Here is a 19,804-nt window from a genome sequence, read left to right as displayed (position 1 = left end):
GATCGACGGCCACCAGCCGGGCCGTACATCCTTCGAGACGCCGCTTCGCGGCTCCTCAGGATGACGGGAACGAGTGACGTCACGGTCTAGGGGGCAGAGCCACCATGCAATCCTTCCTCGACATCTTCGACATCTACCTGCTGGAGGCCGTCATCAACGGTATCCTGCTCGGCGGCGTGCTGGCGCTGCTCGCGCTCGGGCTCAACCTGATCTTCGGCGTCATCGACGTCACCTGGATCTGCTACGCCGAGCTCGTGATGATCGGCATGTACGGCATGTACTATCTCGTGCAGTACTACGGCCTGCCATACTGGGCCGCCGCGCCTCTGGTCATCCTGCTGGTGGCGCTGCTCGGCGGCGCGCTGCATTTCTTCGTGATCGCCCCGCTGCTGACCGCGCCGCCGATCAACCAGCTGCTCGCCACCGGCGGCGTGCTGTTCATCCTGCAGAGCTTTGCCACCGTCGCCTTCGGCATCGACTTCCGCAATCTCGGCATCCGCCTGCCGGTGCTTGCGCTCGGCGAGATGAATTTCAGCTACGCGCGATTGCTGTCGTTCGCCGCCGCGCTGCTCGGCATGATCGGCGTCTATCTGTTCCTGACCCGCACCTTCACTGGCACCGCGATCCGCGCCATCGCGCAGGACCGCCAGATCATGCCGCTGATGGGTGTCGATCCCAAGCGCATCTATCTCGTCACCTCGGCGATCGGCGGCGGGCTCGCCGGCCTCGCCGCCTGCCTGTTGGTGCTGCAATATGACGTGCATCCGTTCGTCGGCCTGTCGTTTGGGCCGATCACCTTCCTGATCTGCGTGCTCGGCGGGCTCGGCAATTTCATCGGCGGCTTCATCGCCGCTTTCGTGTTCGCCGAGATCATCTCGCTCGGCGGCCTGTTCTCCGATCTGGAATGGGGTTACGTGCTGGCCTTTGCCTTCTTCATCGTCATGATGTTCATCCGGCCCGCGGGCCTCCTGGCGAGGCGCTCGTGAACAGGCAAGCCGCCGGCTGGATCATCGCGCTGATCGCGCTCGTCGCGGTGCCTTTCGTGCATCGCGATCCCTATCATCTGCACGTGCTGGTGCTGATCCTGATCTGGTCGTTCGCCTACACCTCATGGTCGATCATGGGGCGCTTCGGCCTCGTCTCGCTCGGCCATGGCGGCTTTATGGGCATCGGCGCCTACATCACCGCGCTGCTGTGGAACCATCTCGGCGTGTCGCCCTGGATCGGCATTCCACTCAGCATGGCGACCGCCGGCGTGCTCGCGCTCGTCGTCGCCTATCCCTGCTTTCGCTTCCGCATCACCGGGCATTATTTCGTGCTGGTGACGCTGGCGCTGTCGGGCATCGTGCTGCAGGTCATCACCGCGACCCGCGACTATACCGGCGGCTCGCTCGGCTACACGCCGCAGCGCGCCCCCAGCGGCAAGGGGCTGCTCGCGCTGCAATTCGACGACAAGACCACCTGGTATCTGATCGCGCTCGCGGCCTGGGTCTTGGGCCTCGTGATCTGGCGGGCGATCGATCGCAGCATGATCCGCCATGCCATGGAGGCGATCTCGGAGGACGAGGATGCCGCCGCCGCGGCCGGCGTCAACGTCACCGCCGAGAAGCTCAAGATCACCCTGATCAGCGCGCTGATGACTGCGCTGTCGGGCGCGCTCTACTGCCAGTACCAGATGTTCATTTCGCCCGACACGGTGAGCGGCATCGCGGTCTCCTTGCAGATGGTGTTCGCGGCGATCGTCGGCGGCGTCTATGTCGCGCTGGGGCCGACGGTCGGTGCCGTCATCACCATCGTGCTGGCCGAGGTGCTGCGCATCTCTTTCGGCACCAAGGCGGTCGGCTGGGACAATCTGGTCTATGGCGTGCTGCTGGTGTTGTTCATCATCTTCCTGCCCAAGGGCATTCTTGGTAGCGTGATCGACTGGATCAAATCGCCCCGCAAGCCGTCGAGAAGCCATGAGCAACAAACCGTCCCCATCGCTCGCCGATGAACTGAAGCCCTTCGTCGCGCCGTTCCGCTTCGACGGGTCGGGCGAATTTCACCTCAAATCGTATCCGACCGCCGAGAAGGGCGGCATCGACAAGGACGCCGGCGGCAGGATCATCGAGGCCAACCGCAGGCGGCTCAACGATTTCCAGGAGAAGCTCTACGCCCAGGACCGCTGGTCGCTGCTGCTGATCTTCCAGGGCATGGATGCCGCCGGCAAGGATTCCGCGATCAAGAGCGTGTTCGAGGGCGTCAATCCGCAGGGCTGCGAGGTTTCCTCCTTCAAGCAGCCCTCGACCAGGGAGCTCGACCACGACTTCATGTGGCGCGCGATGATCGCGCTGCCGGAGCGCGGCCGCATCGGCATTTTCAACCGCTCCTATTACGAGGAGTGCCTGGTGGTGCGGGTGCATCCCGAGGTGCTCGACAAGCAGAAGATTCCGAAGCGCCTTGTCACCAAGGACATCTGGCGCGAGCGCTTCGAGGACATTGCGGCGATCGAGCGCTATCTGTCGCGCAACGGCACCGTGATCCTGAAATTCTTCCTCAACGTCTCCAAGGAGGAGCAGCGCCAGCGCTTCCTCGACCGGCTGGAGGAACCGGCCAAGAACTGGAAGTTCTCGATGGCCGACGTCGCCGAGCGCAAGCTGTGGGCCAAATATCAGGCCGCCTACCAGGACATGATCCATCACACCGCAACCAAAGAGGCGCCCTGGCACATCGTGCCCGCCGACCACAAATGGTTCGCCCGCGTCGTGATCGGCTCGACCATCGTCAACGCGCTCGACAAGCTCGATCTGAAATTCCCCGAGGTCGACAAGGCCGACTTGAGCGAATTCAAGCGCGTCCGCGCGGCGCTGGAGGCGGAAGGCGAGGGCGGGGCGGGCGAGAAGGCGAAGATGGTGGCGAAGAAGTAGGTGCGAAGCAGTCGCGCCGCGTTCTTCTATCGCTCGTGGTCAACTGCGTAAGGTGATCACACTGGTCAGGCTCCTCCCCCGCAAGGGGGGAGGGAACCCTTCCACGGTGCGCCCCTTACGGTGGCGGCTGCCCGTGGGTTAGGTCAACCCACCTGACCATCTTTACCCATTGCGGCGGCTTGCCATAATCGTCTAGAACGACGGCGCACAGCGCGTCCCGGCAACCAACCGTCAATGGTTTTGTCCGAGGATTTCGGCGCTCAACAGGGTCTGGCAATGCTGATTCGCGGCCAAATTGATGGGATTTCGGGGGAGGTGGCCCAAGCTACCGCCACGATCCCGGCTGCGGCGCCCACCCTGCTTATTGGCGGCCTGCTTCTTACCTGCCCCTGAGGGCCGGCTGGGCGTCTGCGCCTGGGCACTCAGGGGTTTGTACGAGATCACCGGACCCTGATAATCGCCCTGAATCATGACGGGCGCAAAGCTTAAAGGAATTTCTGACATGGCCACCGCGAACAAGTCCGAGAAGGACCGCGTCATCATTTTCGACACCACCTTGCGCGACGGCGAGCAGTGCCCCGGCGCCACCATGACCTTCGAGGAGAAGCTCGAGGTCGCCGAGCTGCTGGACGACATGGGCGTCGACGTCATCGAGGCCGGCTTTCCGATCACCTCGGAAGGCGATTTCCAGGCGGTCAGCGAGATCGCCCGCCGCTCCAAGAACGCGGTCATCGCGGGCCTGTCGCGCGCCCATCCGGCCGACATCGACCGCTGCGCCGAAGCCGTGAAGTTCGCCCGCCGCGGCCGCGTCCACACCGTGATCGCGACCTCGCCGCTGCATATGCGGGTGAAGTTGAACAAGACCCCCGAGGAAGTCATCGAGACCTCGGTCGCGATGGTCGCCCGCGCCCGCAACCAGATCGACGACGTCGAATGGTCGGCCGAGGACGGCACCCGCAGCGAGATGGACTATCTGTGCCGGATCGTCGAGGCGGTGATCAAGGCCGGTGCCACCACGGTGAACATCCCCGACACCGTCGGCTACACGGTGCCGGAGGAATACACCCACTTCATGCGGACGCTGATCGAGCGCGTGCCGAACTCCGACAAGGCGATCTTCTCGGTGCACTGCCACAACGACCTCGGCATGGCGGTCGCGAACTCGCTGGCCGGCGTCGTCGGTGGCGCGCGGCAGGTCGAGTGCACCGTCAACGGCATCGGCGAGCGCGCCGGCAATGCCGCGCTGGAAGAGATCGTGATGGCGATCAATGTGCGGAACGACAAGTTTCCGTTCTGGAACAAGATCGACACCACGCAGCTCACCCGCGCCTCGAAGGTGGTGTCCGCTGCCACCTCGTTCCCGGTGCAGTACAACAAGGCGATCGTCGGCCGTAACGCGTTCGCGCATGAGAGCGGCATCCATCAGGACGGCGTGTTGAAGGACGCCTCGACCTACGAGATCATGCGGCCCGAGATGGTCGGCCTGAAGCAGTCCTCGCTGGTGCTCGGCAAGCATTCCGGCCGCCACGCCTTCATCCACAAGCTGGAGGAGATGGGCTACAAGCTCGGCGCCAACCAGCTGGAGGATGCCTTTACGCGGATGAAGGCGCTGGCCGACCGCAAGAAGGACATCTACGACGAGGACATCGAGGCGCTGGTCGACCAGGAGATGGCGGCCGCCCACGACCGCATCAAGCTGACCTCGCTGACTGTGATCGCCGGCACCCATGGCCCGCAGCGCGCGACCATGAAGCTCGACGTCGACGGCCAGATCAAGATCGAGGAGGCCGAAGGCAACGGCCCGGTCGACGCCGTCTTCAACTGCATCAAGCGCCTGGTGCCGCACGAGGCCAAGCTGGAGCTCTATCAGGTGCACGCGGTGACCGAGGGCACCGACGCGCAGGCCGAAGTCTCGGTGCGTCTGGCCCATGAAGGTCGCTCGATGACCGCCCGCGCCGCCGATCCGGACACGCTGGTGGCCTCCGCAAAGGCCTATCTCGGCGCGCTGAACAAGATCGTGATGAAGCGCCAGCGCGACGTGCCGGCCAAGGCCGCGGGCTGACGAGAGAGGTCGACCGACAAAGTTGAAACGCGGCGCCTCGGCGCCGCGTTTTTGTTTGAACGCCCACATTTAGACCCGTCTGAGGTGCGAGCGAAGCGAACCTCGAAGGGCGACGGTGAGGAATTGCGCTCGTAATGACAGCTGCAGGTGACTGGTTGGGATAAAAACCGCTCAACTCAATCATTCTTGGAATCATTTCCTAACAATCCGCTCCATCCCGCACTGCTTTGGAATCTTCCGTGCCCTTCACGGCGCTACGCTGCGGCCTTTCCCGGGGACGCCGTCCATGCCGATCTCCTCCATCGTGACAGACCTTTCGCGCGCCGCCACGCCGGCGGAGACCGCGCTGACGCGCCGGGTCGACCTGACAACGCTTCGCCTGTTCGTCGCGGTCTGCGACGAGCAGAACCTCACCCGCGCCGCGCAGCGCGAGGGGATCGCGGCGTCGGCGGTGTCGAAACGGATGAACGATTTCGAGCTGGCGTTCGGTGTCACGCTGTTCAAGCGGCTCGCCAAGGGCATGGCGCTGACGCCGGCCGGCGAGGCGCTGCTGCATCACGCCCGGGTGACGCTGCTCAATGTCGAGAAGATCGCGGTCGAGCTGTCGGAATATTCGCAAGGCGTGCGCGGCCATGTCCGCATGCTCGCCAATCTCTCGGCGATCGTGCAATACCTGCCCGAGGATCTCTCCGCCTTCTTCGCCGCGCATGAATTGCTCCGTGTCGATCTGCAGGAGCGGCCGAGCGGGCAGGTGGTGCGCGGCATCGAGGAGGGCGCAGCCGAGATCGGCATCTGCTCGGCCGAGGCCGACAGCCGCGCGCTCGAGGCCTTCCATTATCGCTACGACAACCTGGTGGTGGTGATGCGCGCCGACCATCGGCTGGCCGGCCGCGAGACATTGCTATTCACCGAGACACTCGATTTCGACCACATCGGCTTGCACACCGCGAGCTCGATCTATCTGCGCTCGCAATATGCGGCGACGCAAGCCGGCAAGGCGATGCGGCTGCGCATCAACGTGCCCGGCTTTGATGCGGTCTGCCGCATGGTGCAGGCCAATATGGGGCTCGGGCTGATCCCCGACCGCGCCTTCGAGGTGGTCGGCGCCGGCATGGGCCTTCGCGCGATCCCGCTGCGCGACGATTGGGGACGGCGCGAGCTGAAGATCGTGACCCGCGACACCGCGCATCTATCGGCAACCAGCCGCCTGATGCTGGACTATCTGCGCGCGGCGGAGGCGGGAAATACAGCGCGGATAGGCGTGGCGCAGGCGCGCTGAGCCTGACCTTGCACGGGCCTCACTGTCTTGCTGCGGAATCTTCATGCAGCGAGGGACTCCCACTTCACCCTTCGCGGCTTATGTAGCGGATAACTGTTCACCGCAGCGAGGTTGCCGCCGCGCATCAATCGCGATCCGGCGGGCGGCGGACATTAGAGCGTTTTCGAGCGAAGTGGACACCGGTTCGCGTGAAGAAAACGCGTCAAAGCAAGAATCTAGAGCTTCGGTTCCGATTCAATCAGAACCGAAAATGCTCTAGCCGCCATCGAGCGCGGCGAGGCGGTCGGCTTCCGCGATGTCCTCGACGGTGTTGGCGTTGAAGAACGGATCGAGCGGCTCGGTCGGCCACTCGACCGTTGCGAGCGGATAGCGCGCGGTCCAGCGGTCGATCTTGCGCACGTCCTCGACGACCAGCGCCTGGCGCAACTCGTTCCGCAAACGCACGCTCCAGAGGCCGATCACGGGATGCGTCTGCCCGCCGGATGAAGCGACCGCGAGCTCGGCATTCTCGGCCGCGCGTGCTTGCGCGAGGCGCGCGACGAGATCACGCGGCAGAAACGGACAATCGCCCGCGGCGCTGAGCACCCATTGCGCATCCGGCCGGTTGGCGGCAACCCAGTCGAGCGCGGCCAGTATGCCGGCGAGGGGGCCGGGATAGTCGGCGACATCGTCGGCCACGACCGGAAGGCCGAACGCGGCGAAGCGCGCCGGATCGCCATTGGCGTTGATGATCAGCCCACTGCATTGCGGGGCGAGACGGTCGATCACCCGCTGCAGGATGGTGCGGCCCGCGATCTTGCGCATCGGCTTGTCGCCGCCGCCCATCCGCCGCGCGAGGCCGCCGGCGAGCAGCACGCCCGGGACGGCAGTCCCCGGAATATCAGTCATTGTCGGTCTCGCCCTTGCGCTTGTGACGCATCGATTCCTCTTCGACATAGTCGAGGTTCTGGTCGTAGACGATCCGCTCCTGGCCGGACAGCGCGATGAAGCGCTTGCCGCGGGCGCGCCCGACCAGCGTCAGGCCGACCTGCCGCGCCAGATCGACGCCCCATGCCGTGAATCCGGAGCGCGAGACCAGGATCGGGATCCCCATCCGCACCGTCTTGATCACCATCTCCGAGGTCAGCCGCCCTGTGGTGTAGAGGATCTTGTCGGCCGGATCGACATTGTGGCGATAGATCCAGCCCGCGATCTTGTCGACGGCGTTGTGCCGGCCGACGTCCTCGGTGTAGCACACCGGCGTCGCCTCCTTGCACAGCACGCAGCCGTGAATGGCGCCGGCTTCCAGATAGAGCGACGGCATCGTGTTGATGGTGTGCGTCATCCGGTAGAGCCACGAGGTCCGCAGTTCGGCCTTCGGCAGCGCGACCTTCTCGACGGCTTCGAGCAGGTCGCCGAACGCGGTGCCCTGGGCGCAGCCCGAGGTCTGCGTGCGCTTCTTCAGCTTCGCTTCGAAATTGGTGTGGTGCGCGGTGCGCACCACGACGACCTCGAGATCGTCGTCATATTCGACCTCGGTGACGACGTCGTCGTATTTGAGCATGTTCTGGTTCAAGAGGTAGCCGAGCGCGAGGTATTCGGGGTAGTCGTTGATCGTCATCATCGTGACGATCTCCTGCGCGTTGAGGTACAGCGTCAGCGGCCGTTCGACCGGCACCTTGATCTCGGTCGGCGCGCCGGTCTGGTCGACGCCGGCCACGCGCTCCGTCAGGCGCGGATCGTCCGGATCAGGAGCAATGATGGGAGCGGTGGTTTTCTCGGTCACTGCGGGACGTCCGAAAGGGTTCACATGGCAACGGAGCTGGGGATATAAGCACGTTCGGAGACTGACTGGCGACTCTCCGCCGCGTCGCGGGAACTGCCATCGATCGGTCCGGCTTTGAGGATAACGCGCAGTTCGCGATCTGGGTCGAACAAATCTTGTCGATGGCCGAGGACTGAGGAAGATCATGGCGCAGCTTTCGGACGACTGCTTCGCGTTCGGCGGACCGATGATGTCGGTCGACGAAGCCGTCGCGATCATCGCCGCGCGGGTCAAGCCCGTCGGCGAGACCGAAGCCGTTGCCCTGGTGGATGCGGACGGACGCATCCTGGCCGGCGATATTGTCGCGCCGCTTGCGCTGCCGCCGTTCAGGAATTCCGCCGTCGACGGCTACGCGGTATCTGGCGCGGACCTGCCGGCGAGCGGCGAGCGTGCATTCCGCGTTGCCGGGCGGGTGCAGGCGGGCGCGTCGGCGCAGCCGGCGCAGGCGGGCCAGGCGGTGCGGATCTTCACCGGCGCGCCGATGCCCGACGGCACCGACACCGTGTTCATGCAGGAAGACGTGCGGATCGACGATGCGGGAAACGTGATCCTGCCGTCCGGCCTGAAGGTCGGCGCCAATGTGCGTCCGGCCGGCGAGGACATTGCACGCGGCCACGTCGCGCTGGCGTCGGGACGGCGGCTGCGCCCGCAGGATATCGCGGTCGCCGCGGCCTTCGGGCTCACCACGCTCGATGTGGTGCGGCGGCTTCGCGTCGGGGTGTTCTCGACCGGCGATGAACTGGCCGCGCCCGGGAGCGCGCGCACCGAAGCGCAACTGTTCGATTCCAACCGCTTCATGTTGATGGCGATGTTGCGGCGGCTTGGTTGCGAGGTCGGCGATCTCGGCATCCTGCGCGACGAGCGGGCCGAGCTCGCCGCGGCGCTCAAGCAGGTCGCGCGGCGCTACGACCTGATCCTGACCACCGGCGGGGTCTCGACCGGCGAAGAGGACCACGTCAGGGCCGGCATCGAACAGGCGGGCTCGCTGGTGCTGTGGCGGATGGCGATCAAGCCCGGCCGCCCGGTGGCGATGGGAATCATCGACGGCACCCCGCTGATCGGCCTGCCCGGCAATCCGGTGGCGAGCTTCGTCACCTTCGTCCACGTCGTGCGGCCGACCGTGCTGGCGCTGTCGGGGGCTGTGCCGTCCCCCTTGCTGCCGATGCCGGTGCGGGCTGCCTTCAGCTACAAGAAGAAGAGCGGGCGGCGCGAATATGTCCGCGTCTCGCTGCGACGGACGGCGGACGGTGCGTTGGAGGCGACCAAGTTTCCCCGCGAAGGAGCCGGCCTGCTGTCGTCGCTGATCGAGACCGATGGACTGGTCGAACTCGGCGAGCCGGTGATGCGGGTTGAACCTGGCGATGCCGTCGGCTTTCTCGGCTACGCCGACCTGCTGTGAGAGCTGAAACGCGGTCGAGACCGCGCAGCGCGACGGGTGCGCGATAGCAAAATCAGATCGCCCGATAGGCAAACATAAACAACGGCCTACGCGGCAACCCGACGCTGCTAGAGGCGTTCTAAAACTGCTTGCCTCTGGCATACCAGAGAATAGAGTTCGTCGAAGCAGTGCAATTCGCGCAAAGCGTGGTCCCCAAGGCGAGGCTTCATGAGTCGAGACGACGTTCACAAGGTTCGTGCGTTCGAGCACCCCGGACAGGGCAGGAAGCGAGCAAAGGCCACCCCCAAGGGACGCCAGGTCGACCCTGTGGCCGCCCATGAGATCGAGGCGCTGCTCGCCGATCGTCCGAGGCGGCGCGACCTGCTGATCGAGTATCTGCATCGGATCCAGGACAAATACCACCAGATATCGGCGGCGCATCTTGCCGCGCTCGCCGACGAGATGAAGCTGTCGTTCGCCGAAGTGTTCGAGACCGCCACCTTCTACGCGCATTTCGACATCGTGAAGGAAGGCGAGCCTGACATCGCGCCGCTCACCGTGCGCGTTTGCGATTCGCTGACCTGCGCGATGCTCGGCGGCGAACAGCTGTTGAAGGATCTGCAGAACCGCGCCGGCCCCGGCATCCGCGTCGTGCGGGCGCCGTGCGTCGGCCGCTGCGACACCGCGCCCGCTGCCGAGGTCGGCCACAACTTCGTCGATCATGCGACCGTCACCAATGTGCTGGCGGCGGCGAAGAACGGCGACACCCATGTGCACCTTCCGCCATATGTCGACTACGACGCCTATGTGGCGGGCGGCGGATACCAGCTGCTGGCGCGCCTGCGCTCGGGCGAGCTGCCGCGCGAAGACCTGCTGAAGGCGCTCGACGATGCGTCGCTGCGCGGCCTCGGCGGCGCCGGTTTTCCGACCGGCCGCAAGTGGCGCGCGGTGCTCGGCGAACCCGGTCCGCGATTGATGGCGGTGAACGGCGACGAGGGCGAGCCCGGCACGTTCAAGGACCGCTATTATCTCGAGACCGATCCGCATCGCTTCCTCGAGGGCATGCTGATCGGCGCCCGCGTGGTCGAGGCGCCCGAAGTCTACATCTATATCCGCGACGAGTACCCGGCCTGCCGCGAGATCCTCGCCCGCGAGATCGCAAAGCTTCCGCCGGGTGGTCCGACGCTGCATCTGCGGCGCGGCGCCGGCGCCTATATCTGCGGCGAGGAATCCTCGCTGCTGGAATCGATCGAGGGCAAGCGCGGCCTGCCGCGGCACAAGCCGCCATATCCGTTCCAGGTCGGGCTGTTCGGCCTGCCGACGCTGATCAACAACATCGAGACATTGTGGTGGGTGCGCGACATCGTCGAGAAGGGCGCCGACTGGTGGAAGAGCCACGGCCGCAACGAGCGCCACGGCCTGCGCAGCTTCTCGGTGTCGGGACGCGTCAAGGATCCCGGCGTCAAGCTTGCGCCGGCCGGCATCACGCTGCGCGAGCTGATCGACGAGTTCTGCGGCGGCATGGCCGACGGCCATACCTTGCAGGCCTATCTGCCGGGCGGTGCATCCGGCGGCATCCTGCCGGCGTCGATGGACGACATCCCGTTCGATTTCGGCACCCTGGAGAAATATGGCTGCTTCATCGGCTCCGCCGCCGTGGTCGTGCTCTCGCAGGCCGATGACGTCAGGGACGCCGCGCTGAATCTGATGAAGTTCTTCGAGGACGAGAGCTGCGGGCAGTGCACGCCGTGCCGCGCCGGAACCGAGAAGGCGGCGCTGTTGATGCAGCAGCCGGTCTGGAACAAGGAACTGCTCGACCAATTGAGCCAGGCGATGCGCGATGCGTCGATCTGTGGCCTCGGTCAGGCGGCCTCCAATCCGCTGACCTCAGTGATCAAATATTTTCCGGACGGCTTTCGTCCGCAGCAAGCCGCCGAGTAGGCGAGGCCGAGCAGGGCGAATTTCGACGAGGATTTGAATGAGCAACAATCAGAACCTAGGCCTGACGATTCAGTTCGAGCTTGACGGCCAGCAGGTCGAGGCGCGGGCCGGCGAGACGATCTGGCAGGTCGCCAAGCGCCAGGGCACCGAGATCCCGCATCTGTGCTATTCGCCCGCGCCGGACTACAGGCCGGACGGCAACTGCCGCGCCTGCATGGTCGAGATCGAAGGCGAGCGCGTGCTGGCGGCGTCCTGCAAGCGGACGCCGACGGTCGGCATGAAGGTGAAGTCGGCCAGCCAGCGCGCCGTCGCGGCGCAGAAGATGGTGATGGAGCTGCTGGTGGCGGACCAGCCGGCGCGCGAGACCTCGCACGATCCGGACTCGAAATTCTGGCACTGGGCCGAGAAGACCGGCGTGACCGAAAGCCGCTTTCCCGCGACCGAGCGCTGGCACGCCGACACCAGCCATCCGGCGATGCGCGTCAATCTCGACGCCTGCATCCAGTGCGGCCTCTGCGTGCGGGCGTGCCGCGAGGTGCAGGTCAACGACGTGATCGGCATGGCCTACCGCAACCACGACGCCAAGATCGTGTTCGACTTCGACGATCCGATGGGCGAATCGACCTGCGTCGCCTGCGGCGAGTGTGTGCAGGCCTGTCCGACCGGCGCGCTGATGCCGGCGGTCATGCTCGACGACAAGCAGACCCGCGTCACCTATCCCGACAAGAAGGTGGATTCGCTCTGTCCGTATTGCGGCGTCGGCTGCCAGGTCACCTACCAGGTCAAGGACGAGAAGGTGATCTACGCGGAAGGCCGCGATGGTCCCGCCAATCACAACCGGCTCTGCGTCAAGGGCCGCTTCGGCTTCGACTACATCCATCACCCCAATCGCCTGACCAAGCCGCTGGTGCGGCTGCCCGGCGTCAAGAAGGACGCCAACGACCAGGTCGATCCGGCCAATCCCTACACCCATTTCCGCGAAGCATCCTGGGAAGAAGCGCTCGACCTTGCCGCTGCGGGCTTGCGCAAGATCCGCGACGAGAAGGGCGCCAAGGCGCTGGCCGGCTTCGGCTCGGCCAAGGGCTCGAACGAGGAAGCCTATCTGTTCCAGAAGCTGGTGCGCACCGGCTTCGGCTCCAACAATGTCGATCACTGCACGCGGTTGTGTCACGCCTCGTCGGTGGCGGCGCTGTTCGAGGGACTGAGCTCCGGCGCGGTGTCGGCGCCGTTCGCGGCCGCGGCCGACGCCGAGGTGATCTGGGTGATCGGCGCCAATCCGACCGTGAACCATCCGGTCGCCGCCACCTACATCAAGAACGCCGCCAAGCGCGGCGCCAAGCTCTATGTGATGGACCCGCGCCGGCAGACGCTGTCGCGCCATGCCACCAAGCACCTGCAATTCAAACCGGGCAGCGACGTCGCGATGCTGAATGCGATGATCCACACGATCATCACCGAAGGCCTTACCGACGAGCAGTACATCGCCGGCTATACCGAGGGCTATGACGAGCTGAAGGCGAAGATCCAGGAGTTCACGCCGGAGCGCATGTCCCAGATCTGCGGCATTCCGGCGGAGACGCTGCGCGAGGTCGCGCGCGCCTATGCCCGCGCCAAATCGTCGATCATCTTCTGGGGCATGGGCATCAGCCAGCATGTTCACGGCACCGACAACGCGCGCTGCCTGATCGCGCTGGCCCTGATCACCGGCCAGGTCGGCCGCCCCGGCACCGGGCTGCATCCGCTGCGCGGGCAGAACAACGTGCAGGGCGCCTCCGACGCCGGCCTGATCCCGATGTTCCTGCCGGACTACCAGCCGGTTGGCCGCGACGACATGCGCGGCGCCTTCGAGAAGCTGTGGGGGCAGGAGCTCGATCCGGTGCGCGGGCTGACCGTCGTCGAGATCATGAACGCGATCCACGCTGGCGAGATCCACGGCATGTATGTCGAGGGCGAGAATCCGGCGATGTCCGATCCCGACCTGCAGCACGCGCGCGAAGCGCTGGCCAAGCTCGATCATCTCGTCGTGCAGGATCTGTTCGTCACCGAGACCGCGTTCCACGCCGACGTCATCCTGCCGGCTTCGGCGTTCGCCGAAAAGTCCGGCTCCTTCACCAACACCGACCGCCGCGTGCAGCTGGCGCGCGAGGTGATCAAGCCGCCGGGCGATGCGCGGCAGGACCTCTGGATCATCCAGGAGATCGGCAAGCGGATGGGACTGCCCTGGAACTATGCGGGGCCGGGCGAGGTCTTCACCGAGATGGCCGAGCTGATGCCGTCGCTGAAGAACATCAGCTGGGAGCGGCTGGTGCGCGAGGGCGCGGTGACCTATCCGGTCGACGATCCCGACAAGCCGGGCAACGAGATCATTTTCACGACCGGCTTCCCGACCGAGAGCGGCCGCGGCAAGATCGTGCCGGCCAAGGTGATCCCGCCGGACGAGCTGCCCGACGACGAGTACCCGATGGTGCTGTCGACCGGCCGCGTGCTCGAACATTGGCACACCGGCTCGATGACGCGCCGCGCCCAGGTGCTCGACCAGATCGAGCCCGAAGCGGTCGCGTTCATGACCCCGAAGGATATGCGCAAGAAGGGACTCGCGCCCGGCGACTTCATCCGTCTCGAGACGCGCCGCGGCGCGGTCGAGGTCAAGGTGCGCGCCGACCGCGACGTGCCTGAGAACATGGTCTTCATGCCGTTCTGCTACGCGGAGGCGGCGGCAAACCTGTTGACCAACCCGGCGCTCGATCCGTTCGGCAAGATTCCGGAGTTCAAGTTCTGCGCGGTCCGTGCCGAGAAGATCGATATCCGGACCGCGGCGGAATAGCGGTCCCGGAACGAAGCGTGGAGGGCGAGCCGGCCGGCCCGGCTACTCGCTCGCCCGACACGGCACCGCAAGCACCGTCGATCGACATCCGCCGAGAGCATGACAGCGGGCGTCGCCGCGGCGTGGACCCATCTCGCCCTTTGCCCCAAAGCGGACGTGTTTGAGAGCCCGGAAGTTGCCATTTCCATGAAAACTCGCGTATGCATGACGTGCAGGATCGTAGTGTGAGACATTCAAATGGCGATGGAGCTGAGGGGCGCGAGAGGCGAGGGATTTTGCGACGATTGCCGCTGACGGTCGCGTGCTGGATTCCTGGTTTCTGCAGCTGCACCTGGTTGCGGAGGCCGACAAGGCGGCAACGGTGCGGCTGGCGAGCGACGAGGTCACCAGATCGTTGGGAGAGTCGGCAGACGGATACGCGCGACACGACGACATTCGCAATGTCGACATCGTTCCAATCCGTACAGAAATTGGCTCCCTTGCATCTGCGCCGACTGACGTGCACGACGCGTATCTTCGACTCCATCTGCTGAGCCACCGGCTCGTCCAGCCGAATTGCCTGAACCTCGAGGGTGTTTTCGGTCTGTTACCGAACGTTGCCTGGACCACACTCGGTCCCTGTGAGTGCTCTCGTGTACCGGACGCGCGAATGGAAGCACGAAAGCGTGGCCTCGCGTTTGAAGTGACAGGCGTGGATAAGTTTCCGCGCATGACCGATTATGTGACGCCTGCGGAGGTGAGAATTGCAGATGCGGATCGCGTAAGGCTCGGGGCCTACCTGGCTCCGGGCACAACCGTCATGCATGAAGGCTTTTGCAATTTCAACGCGGGTACGCTCGGTCCCTGCATGGTCGAAGGCCGGATCAGCGCCGGTGTGGTTGTGGGAAGCGGCAGCGACGTTGGTGGCGGAGCGTCGATCATGGGCACTCTGTCCGGAGGAGGCAAAGAGAGGATTACAGTTGGCGAGCGCTGCCTGATCGGAGCCAACGCCGGTATCGGCATTTCATTGGGTGACGATTGTATCGTCGAAGCGGGCTGTTATGTCACGGCAGGCGCGCGCATCCTTTTGGAAGATGGCCGAGTGCTGAAAGCCAAGGAACTCTCGGGCCAGAAGGGCCTGCTTTTTCGTCGGAATTCCCAGAGCGGCGCTCTTGAGGCAACCAGACGTACGCCAAATTGGGACGGCCTCAACGCGCAACTTCACAGCTAGTGTCCCGAATCCGAAGTTCGCATCATTTGCCGCACCTTCGGAGCGAACTTCGGATTCGATAAGGACACTAGCAAACTTATGATTCTAGTGTGCTTTATGAATGCGAAGTTCGTGAAAGTGGCTGCCGCGAAATCGCACGAACTTCGCATTCAGCACACTAGTCCCCGTCCGTCAGGGGACGATCACCACTCGGAATGCGATCTGTTTGGCGCGATCGCCGTTCACCACCAGTATGGCCACCGCCACGCCTCATAGAGGCGCCACGACGACACCAGGGGCGGGGCGTATGGATCGACCCGGTCGTCTTCAGGGCGATATTGATATCGTGGAACAATATAATAATCCCACGGAGTTGGCCTTATCACGGGCGTCGGGATAATGACCCTCCTTGGTTCATGAACGACTTGTGCCTTCCGCGCCCGGGCCTCAGCACCAGACGTCCCGAGGTTGCACAGCACGAGGGCCGCTCCGAGAGCGCACGCGACGGTCATTTTCTTCATGCATCGGCCTCCTTGCCTGAGAGTGCAAAAGGACTCAAAGCAAGGCAAGCTAATTCGCGCTCGACCGGCTTGAATGACCGCTTGTGGCCGGTAGCCGACCTTTGCTCAGAAGGGCCAAGCGGAAGCCGGAGCCCGCACCCATGATCGATATGAGTACGTGCCCCGGTTCGGCTCTAACTCGACAGGGTCTCAGTAGTCCCAGAACACCGGCACCCAACGGAAGGCGTCACCCTCGACCGCGACATGTCCGACGGACGGGAACGGCATATGCGTGGCAACCAGCAGCTCGCGGTTCGCCGCCAGTTCCCGCAACAGACTGATCCGGGCGCGGGCCGCCTCTTCGGGGTCGTGCTCGAAGCCGTTGTGCCATTCGGGGTGCGCGAAGCCGACCGCGAACACGAGGTCACCGGCGAATGTCAGCCGGTCGCCGCCGGACGCCAGGCGAACCACGCTGTGACCGGGGGTATGGCCACCGCTGCGGCGGACGACCACTCCGGGCGCCACCTCGTGCTCTTCGTCGAACAGCCGCAACTGGCTCTGGTACTCTTTCCTGAACCGCTTGGCGGTCGCACGAAGCGCGTCCGGGAATCCCGGCGGCATCGAGACGCGGGAGAAATCGGGCGCCTCCCAGAACTTGACCTCGGCAGCCGCCACATGGATCCGCAGGTCCGGACGCAGCCGCTCCTTCACACCCTCGACGAGTAGCCCGCCCACGTGGTCCATGTGCATGTGGGTCAGCACCACGTCGGTCACGGACCCAAGGTCGATGCCGGCCGCCTCCAGTCGCTTGACGGTCTGTCCGGCCTTCGGCAGGTGCAGGTCCGGGTCCGACCCCAGCCCGGCGTCGACGAGGATGGTTTTCCCGCCGCTTCGCACCACGACCACGTTCAGGGCCCAGTCGAACGCGTCCGGCGGCAGGAACATGTCGTCCAGCCAGGCTGCGCGGACGGCCGGCTCGGCATTGTGCGCCAGCATCTTGGTTGGCAGCGGCAGCACCCCGTCGCTGACGACCAGCACGTCGATCTCGCCGATCTTCAGCGCGTAGCGCGATGGCACCAGTTCGCTGGGTCCCGGTCGGCCGGTGCGCGAGACATTGTCGAGGCTCATGCTTGTCTCCTGCTGCGTGTTGCGGATCATCTGGTTCATCGTTGAAAACTCCTGCGTTCGATCCTGATGTCGATCCCGGCGGGTGTTTCCGCCCGTGGATTGGACATGGTGATGATCTAGCGGATCGGGTGTGGCGCTGCCCCAGAGCGGTTGCCGTCGCTGTAGAGCGATTGCTGCCAACGCATGCGCGCCGCCGCAGGCGAGCGCCGGGGACGAAACGGGAGGCAGCAGGCCATCGCCATGCCCCCAGCCACATGCGACACTTCGGATTGGCGAAGCCGGTTCAACCCAGGACTAATATTTCCTCGTCGAGACCCCGGAATTCGAACGTTCGGAGCAATTCATGGCCAAGCATCGGATCTATACGACGAGCTTCGCAAGCGTTTACCCGCTCTATGTCGCGAAAGCGGAGAAGAAGGGACGCACCAAAGCGGAAGTCGATCAGGTGATCTGCTGGTTGACCGGCTACGGTCCAAAGGAGCTAAAAGCTCAGTTGGAAAAACAAACCGACTTCGAAACGTTTTTCGCAAGGGCGCCTGAAATGAATCCTGCGCGGGCCCTGATCAAGGGCATGGTGTGCGGTGTCAGGGTGGAAGAAATCAAAGAGCCAACCATGCGGGAAATTCGCTACCTGGATAAACTGATCGATGAGCTGGCGCGTGGAAAGGCCATGGATAAGATCCTGCGCAAGGAATGACGCCGGATCGACCGGATTCCGTCCGTTCGGCGAGGCGACACTGGACGCTAATGCGTCGCCCGCAATGACGAAAGGACCGAGGGAGGGCCGCTGCCACTGATTTGCCCGACGGCGCAAGTCCCCGCAGCAAAAATATTTCGCTTTATCCGAAGCGTGACCCAGTGTATGAATTCCCCGTCTCACCCGATCGAGGGGCGCTTCGCGGTCGTCACGAACGTGGGTCGAGATGCGGTGGACGCTGAGCGTGGTGCTGACGAGAGCGCGCAAGGCGGACGGCGAAATCGTGCAGGCCTGACGCCCTAACGGCAGGTGTCTTTTCACATTGCGCGATGCGCGTTGTGGAGACGGTGACAACAAAGCCCAGTCTCGCCGGGGAGAGCACGTATAAGCCGTAACCCATCGCGCAGGGAAAGCCGGGTTGTTTCCGGTTACACCTGTGGTCCTACCCCCGAGCTTACTACCCATTGCTCGGGGCCCATGGGTGCGATCGGCACCCGGCTTTCCCTGCGCCCTCTGCTCAAGAGAGGGCGGAACGAAGAGCAAGACTCGGACAAGTCATGTCGCGAGAACGCGGATGTGTGACTCACAAGCGGCGCCACAAACTCCGCGTCGTCCCGGCGAAAGCCGGACCCATAACCCCAAATGCTGCTTGTTGCGCGATGTTGGAACGACGGTCCCGTCACAACTTCCGTCGCGGCGTATGGGTCCCCTGCTTTCGCTGGGACGACAGCCGGCAAGAAACGCGCAGCATTCGCGCCCGGCGAACCCGCCATTGCCAAACCTCGCATTGACCTCATCGCCGTGGCCGGGCACAGCGTGCGGGCGGTGTCATTGAACGGTCGCAAGAGCCGAAAGGGATACCGTCGCAGCGAATTTTGCAGTGCAGCAATGGTGCAATTAGCCCCTGCTAAAGGGGCAATGGCAATCGTCGTTGCTTGTCTGTAATGGTGCGACCGGATGTGCCCGGGGCCGGTATTCGTGCTCCGCAATACGCGGGAGGAAACATGCGTAAATTCATTCTGGCTGCGGCGTCGATCGCTGCGCTGACTTTCGTAGGACCGGCGTCGGCGCAGTCGCCGATCGTCATCAAATTCAGCCACGTGGTGGCCACCAACACGCCGAAGGGGCAGGCGGCCGAGAAGTTCAAGGAGCTGGCCGAGAAGTACACCGGCGGCAAGGTGAAGGTCGAGGTCTATCCGAACTCGCAACTCTACAAGGATAAGGAAGAGCTCGAGGCGCTGCAGCTCGGCGCCGTTCAGATGCTGGCGCCGTCCAACTCCAAGTTCGGCCCGATCGGCGTGAAGGAATTCGAAGTCTTCGATCTGCCCTACATCCTGCCCGACCTGAAGACGCTGCGGAAGGTCACCGACGGCCCACTGGGCGCCAAGCTGCTCAAGAAGCTGGATTCCAAGGGCATGACCGGTCTCGCCTATTGGGACAACGGATTCAAGCAGATGAGCGCGAACAAGAAGCTGGTCGCGCCTGCCGACTACAAGGGGCTCAAGTTCCGCATCCAATCGTCCAAGGTCCTGGAAGCCCAGTTCCGCTCGCTCGGCGCGATTCCACAGGTCATGGCGTTCTCGGAAGTCTACCAGGCACTGCAGACCGGCGTGGTGGATGGCCAGGAGAACACCTGGTCGAACATCTACACCCAGAAGATGCATGAGGTGCAGAAGTACATCACCGAGACCAACCACGGCTATATCGGCTACGTCGTGGTCGTGAACAAGAAGTTCTGGGACGAACTGCCGGCCGATATCCGTGAGCCGCTCTCCAAGGCGATGAAGGAAGCCACCGAGTTCGGCAACAGCCAGTCGGCCAAGGAGAACGAGGACGCGCTGGCCGAGATCAAGAAGAGCGGCAAGAGCGAGATCGTCAAGCTGACGCCGGAACAGGACGAGGCGATGCGCAAGGCGATGATGCCGGTCTACAAGGACGTCGCCTCACGCGTCGGCCAGCCCTTGATCGACGAGTTCCTGAAGGAAACGGGCCGCGGCCCGATGAACTGAGCGGACGTCATAGACCGCAAATGAGATGGAGCCAGCGGCCGGAACGGCCGCTGCAGGGGCCACGGCGCGGCGTATCCGCCCGACCGT

General features: G+C 64.3%; 14 protein-coding genes. 11 read left to right on the top strand and 3 right to left on the bottom strand.

The genetic code is table 11. The annotated features are described in order from the left end of the window. Positions 1-104: 104 nt before the first annotated feature. The 5 genes from XI02_RS31340 (at position 105) to XI02_RS31320 (ending at position 6,247) form a co-directional block, all read left to right on the top strand. On the top strand, positions 105-986 hold the full coding sequence (locus XI02_RS31340; protein WP_018272975.1) for a branched-chain amino acid ABC transporter permease: 882 nt from the start codon (positions 105-107) through the stop codon (positions 984-986). Beyond that, positions 983-1,993 (top strand): branched-chain amino acid ABC transporter permease, encoded by a 1,011-nt coding sequence (locus XI02_RS31335; RefSeq protein ID WP_172647482.1) that lies wholly within the window; start codon positions 983-985, stop codon positions 1,991-1,993. The genes XI02_RS31340 and XI02_RS31335 overlap by 4 nt, the downstream gene beginning before the upstream one ends. Further along, positions 1,959-2,906, top strand: a complete 948-nt coding sequence (locus XI02_RS31330) for a polyphosphate kinase 2 family protein (RefSeq protein WP_172647483.1) — start codon at positions 1,959-1,961, stop codon at positions 2,904-2,906. The genes XI02_RS31335 and XI02_RS31330 overlap by 35 nt, the downstream gene beginning before the upstream one ends. A 502-nt stretch (positions 2,907-3,408) precedes the next feature. Continuing rightward, positions 3,409-4,968, top strand: a complete 1,560-nt coding sequence (locus XI02_RS31325) for a 2-isopropylmalate synthase (RefSeq protein ID WP_069277921.1) — start codon at positions 3,409-3,411, stop codon at positions 4,966-4,968. A 286-nt stretch (positions 4,969-5,254) separates the two neighbouring features. Further along, complete coding sequence (locus XI02_RS31320) at positions 5,255-6,247, top strand: LysR substrate-binding domain-containing protein (protein WP_172647484.1); 993 nt, start codon at positions 5,255-5,257, stop codon at positions 6,245-6,247. A 255-nt stretch (positions 6,248-6,502) separates the two neighbouring features. On the opposite strand, the gene mobA is transcribed toward XI02_RS31320, so the two are convergent. Continuing rightward, entirely contained in the window at positions 6,503-7,135 is a 633-nt protein-coding gene (mobA, locus tag XI02_RS31315) for a molybdenum cofactor guanylyltransferase MobA (protein WP_172647485.1), read from the bottom strand. Continuing rightward, positions 7,128-8,012: a formate dehydrogenase accessory sulfurtransferase FdhD gene (locus tag XI02_RS31310; RefSeq protein ID WP_172647486.1), complete on the bottom strand. Its 885-nt coding sequence runs from the start codon at positions 8,010-8,012 to the stop codon at positions 7,128-7,130. The genes mobA and XI02_RS31310 overlap by 8 nt, the downstream gene beginning before the upstream one ends. A gap of 184 nt (positions 8,013-8,196) precedes the next feature. Here XI02_RS31310 and glp point away from each other — a divergent pair, with 184 nt between their 5' ends. From glp to XI02_RS31290, 4 genes are all read left to right on the top strand, one after another. Continuing rightward, positions 8,197-9,450 (top strand): gephyrin-like molybdotransferase Glp, encoded by a 1,254-nt coding sequence (glp, locus tag XI02_RS31305; protein WP_172647487.1) that lies wholly within the window; start codon positions 8,197-8,199, stop codon positions 9,448-9,450. 207 nt (positions 9,451-9,657) lie between these two features. After that, positions 9,658-11,370, top strand: coding sequence for an NAD(P)H-dependent oxidoreductase subunit E (locus tag XI02_RS31300; RefSeq protein ID WP_172647488.1), 1,713 nt, complete (start codon positions 9,658-9,660; stop codon positions 11,368-11,370). 37 nt (positions 11,371-11,407) lie between these two features. Next, positions 11,408-14,194, top strand: coding sequence for a formate dehydrogenase subunit alpha (gene fdhF, locus XI02_RS31295; protein WP_016845333.1), 2,787 nt, complete (start codon positions 11,408-11,410; stop codon positions 14,192-14,194). A gap of 301 nt (positions 14,195-14,495) precedes the next feature. After that, the gene (locus XI02_RS31290; protein WP_249778698.1) at positions 14,496-15,404 is read left to right on the top strand and encodes a DapH/DapD/GlmU-related protein; all 909 of its coding nucleotides are present in this window, start codon (positions 14,496-14,498) and stop codon (positions 15,402-15,404) included. A 689-nt stretch (positions 15,405-16,093) separates the two neighbouring features. Here XI02_RS31290 and XI02_RS31285 read toward each other — a convergent pair. Further along, a complete protein-coding gene (locus XI02_RS31285; RefSeq protein ID WP_172647489.1) occupies positions 16,094-17,050 on the bottom strand; it encodes an MBL fold metallo-hydrolase in 957 nt (318 codons plus the stop codon). A gap of 304 nt (positions 17,051-17,354) precedes the next feature. Between XI02_RS31285 and XI02_RS31280 the strand changes: the two genes are divergently transcribed. After that, positions 17,355-17,708, top strand: coding sequence for a DUF2200 domain-containing protein (locus XI02_RS31280; protein ID WP_172647490.1), 354 nt, complete (start codon positions 17,355-17,357; stop codon positions 17,706-17,708). A gap of 1,004 nt (positions 17,709-18,712) precedes the next feature. Continuing rightward, positions 18,713-19,717, top strand: a complete 1,005-nt coding sequence (locus XI02_RS31275; RefSeq protein WP_018272965.1) for a TRAP transporter substrate-binding protein — start codon at positions 18,713-18,715, stop codon at positions 19,715-19,717. Positions 19,718-19,804 lie beyond the last annotated feature (87 nt).

The sequence above is a fragment of the Bradyrhizobium sp. CCBAU 21365 genome (assembly GCF_015291305.1).
Lineage (GTDB): Bacteria > Pseudomonadota > Alphaproteobacteria > Rhizobiales > Xanthobacteraceae > Bradyrhizobium > Bradyrhizobium elkanii.
This window is presented reverse-complemented; position numbering and strand designations above follow the sequence as displayed.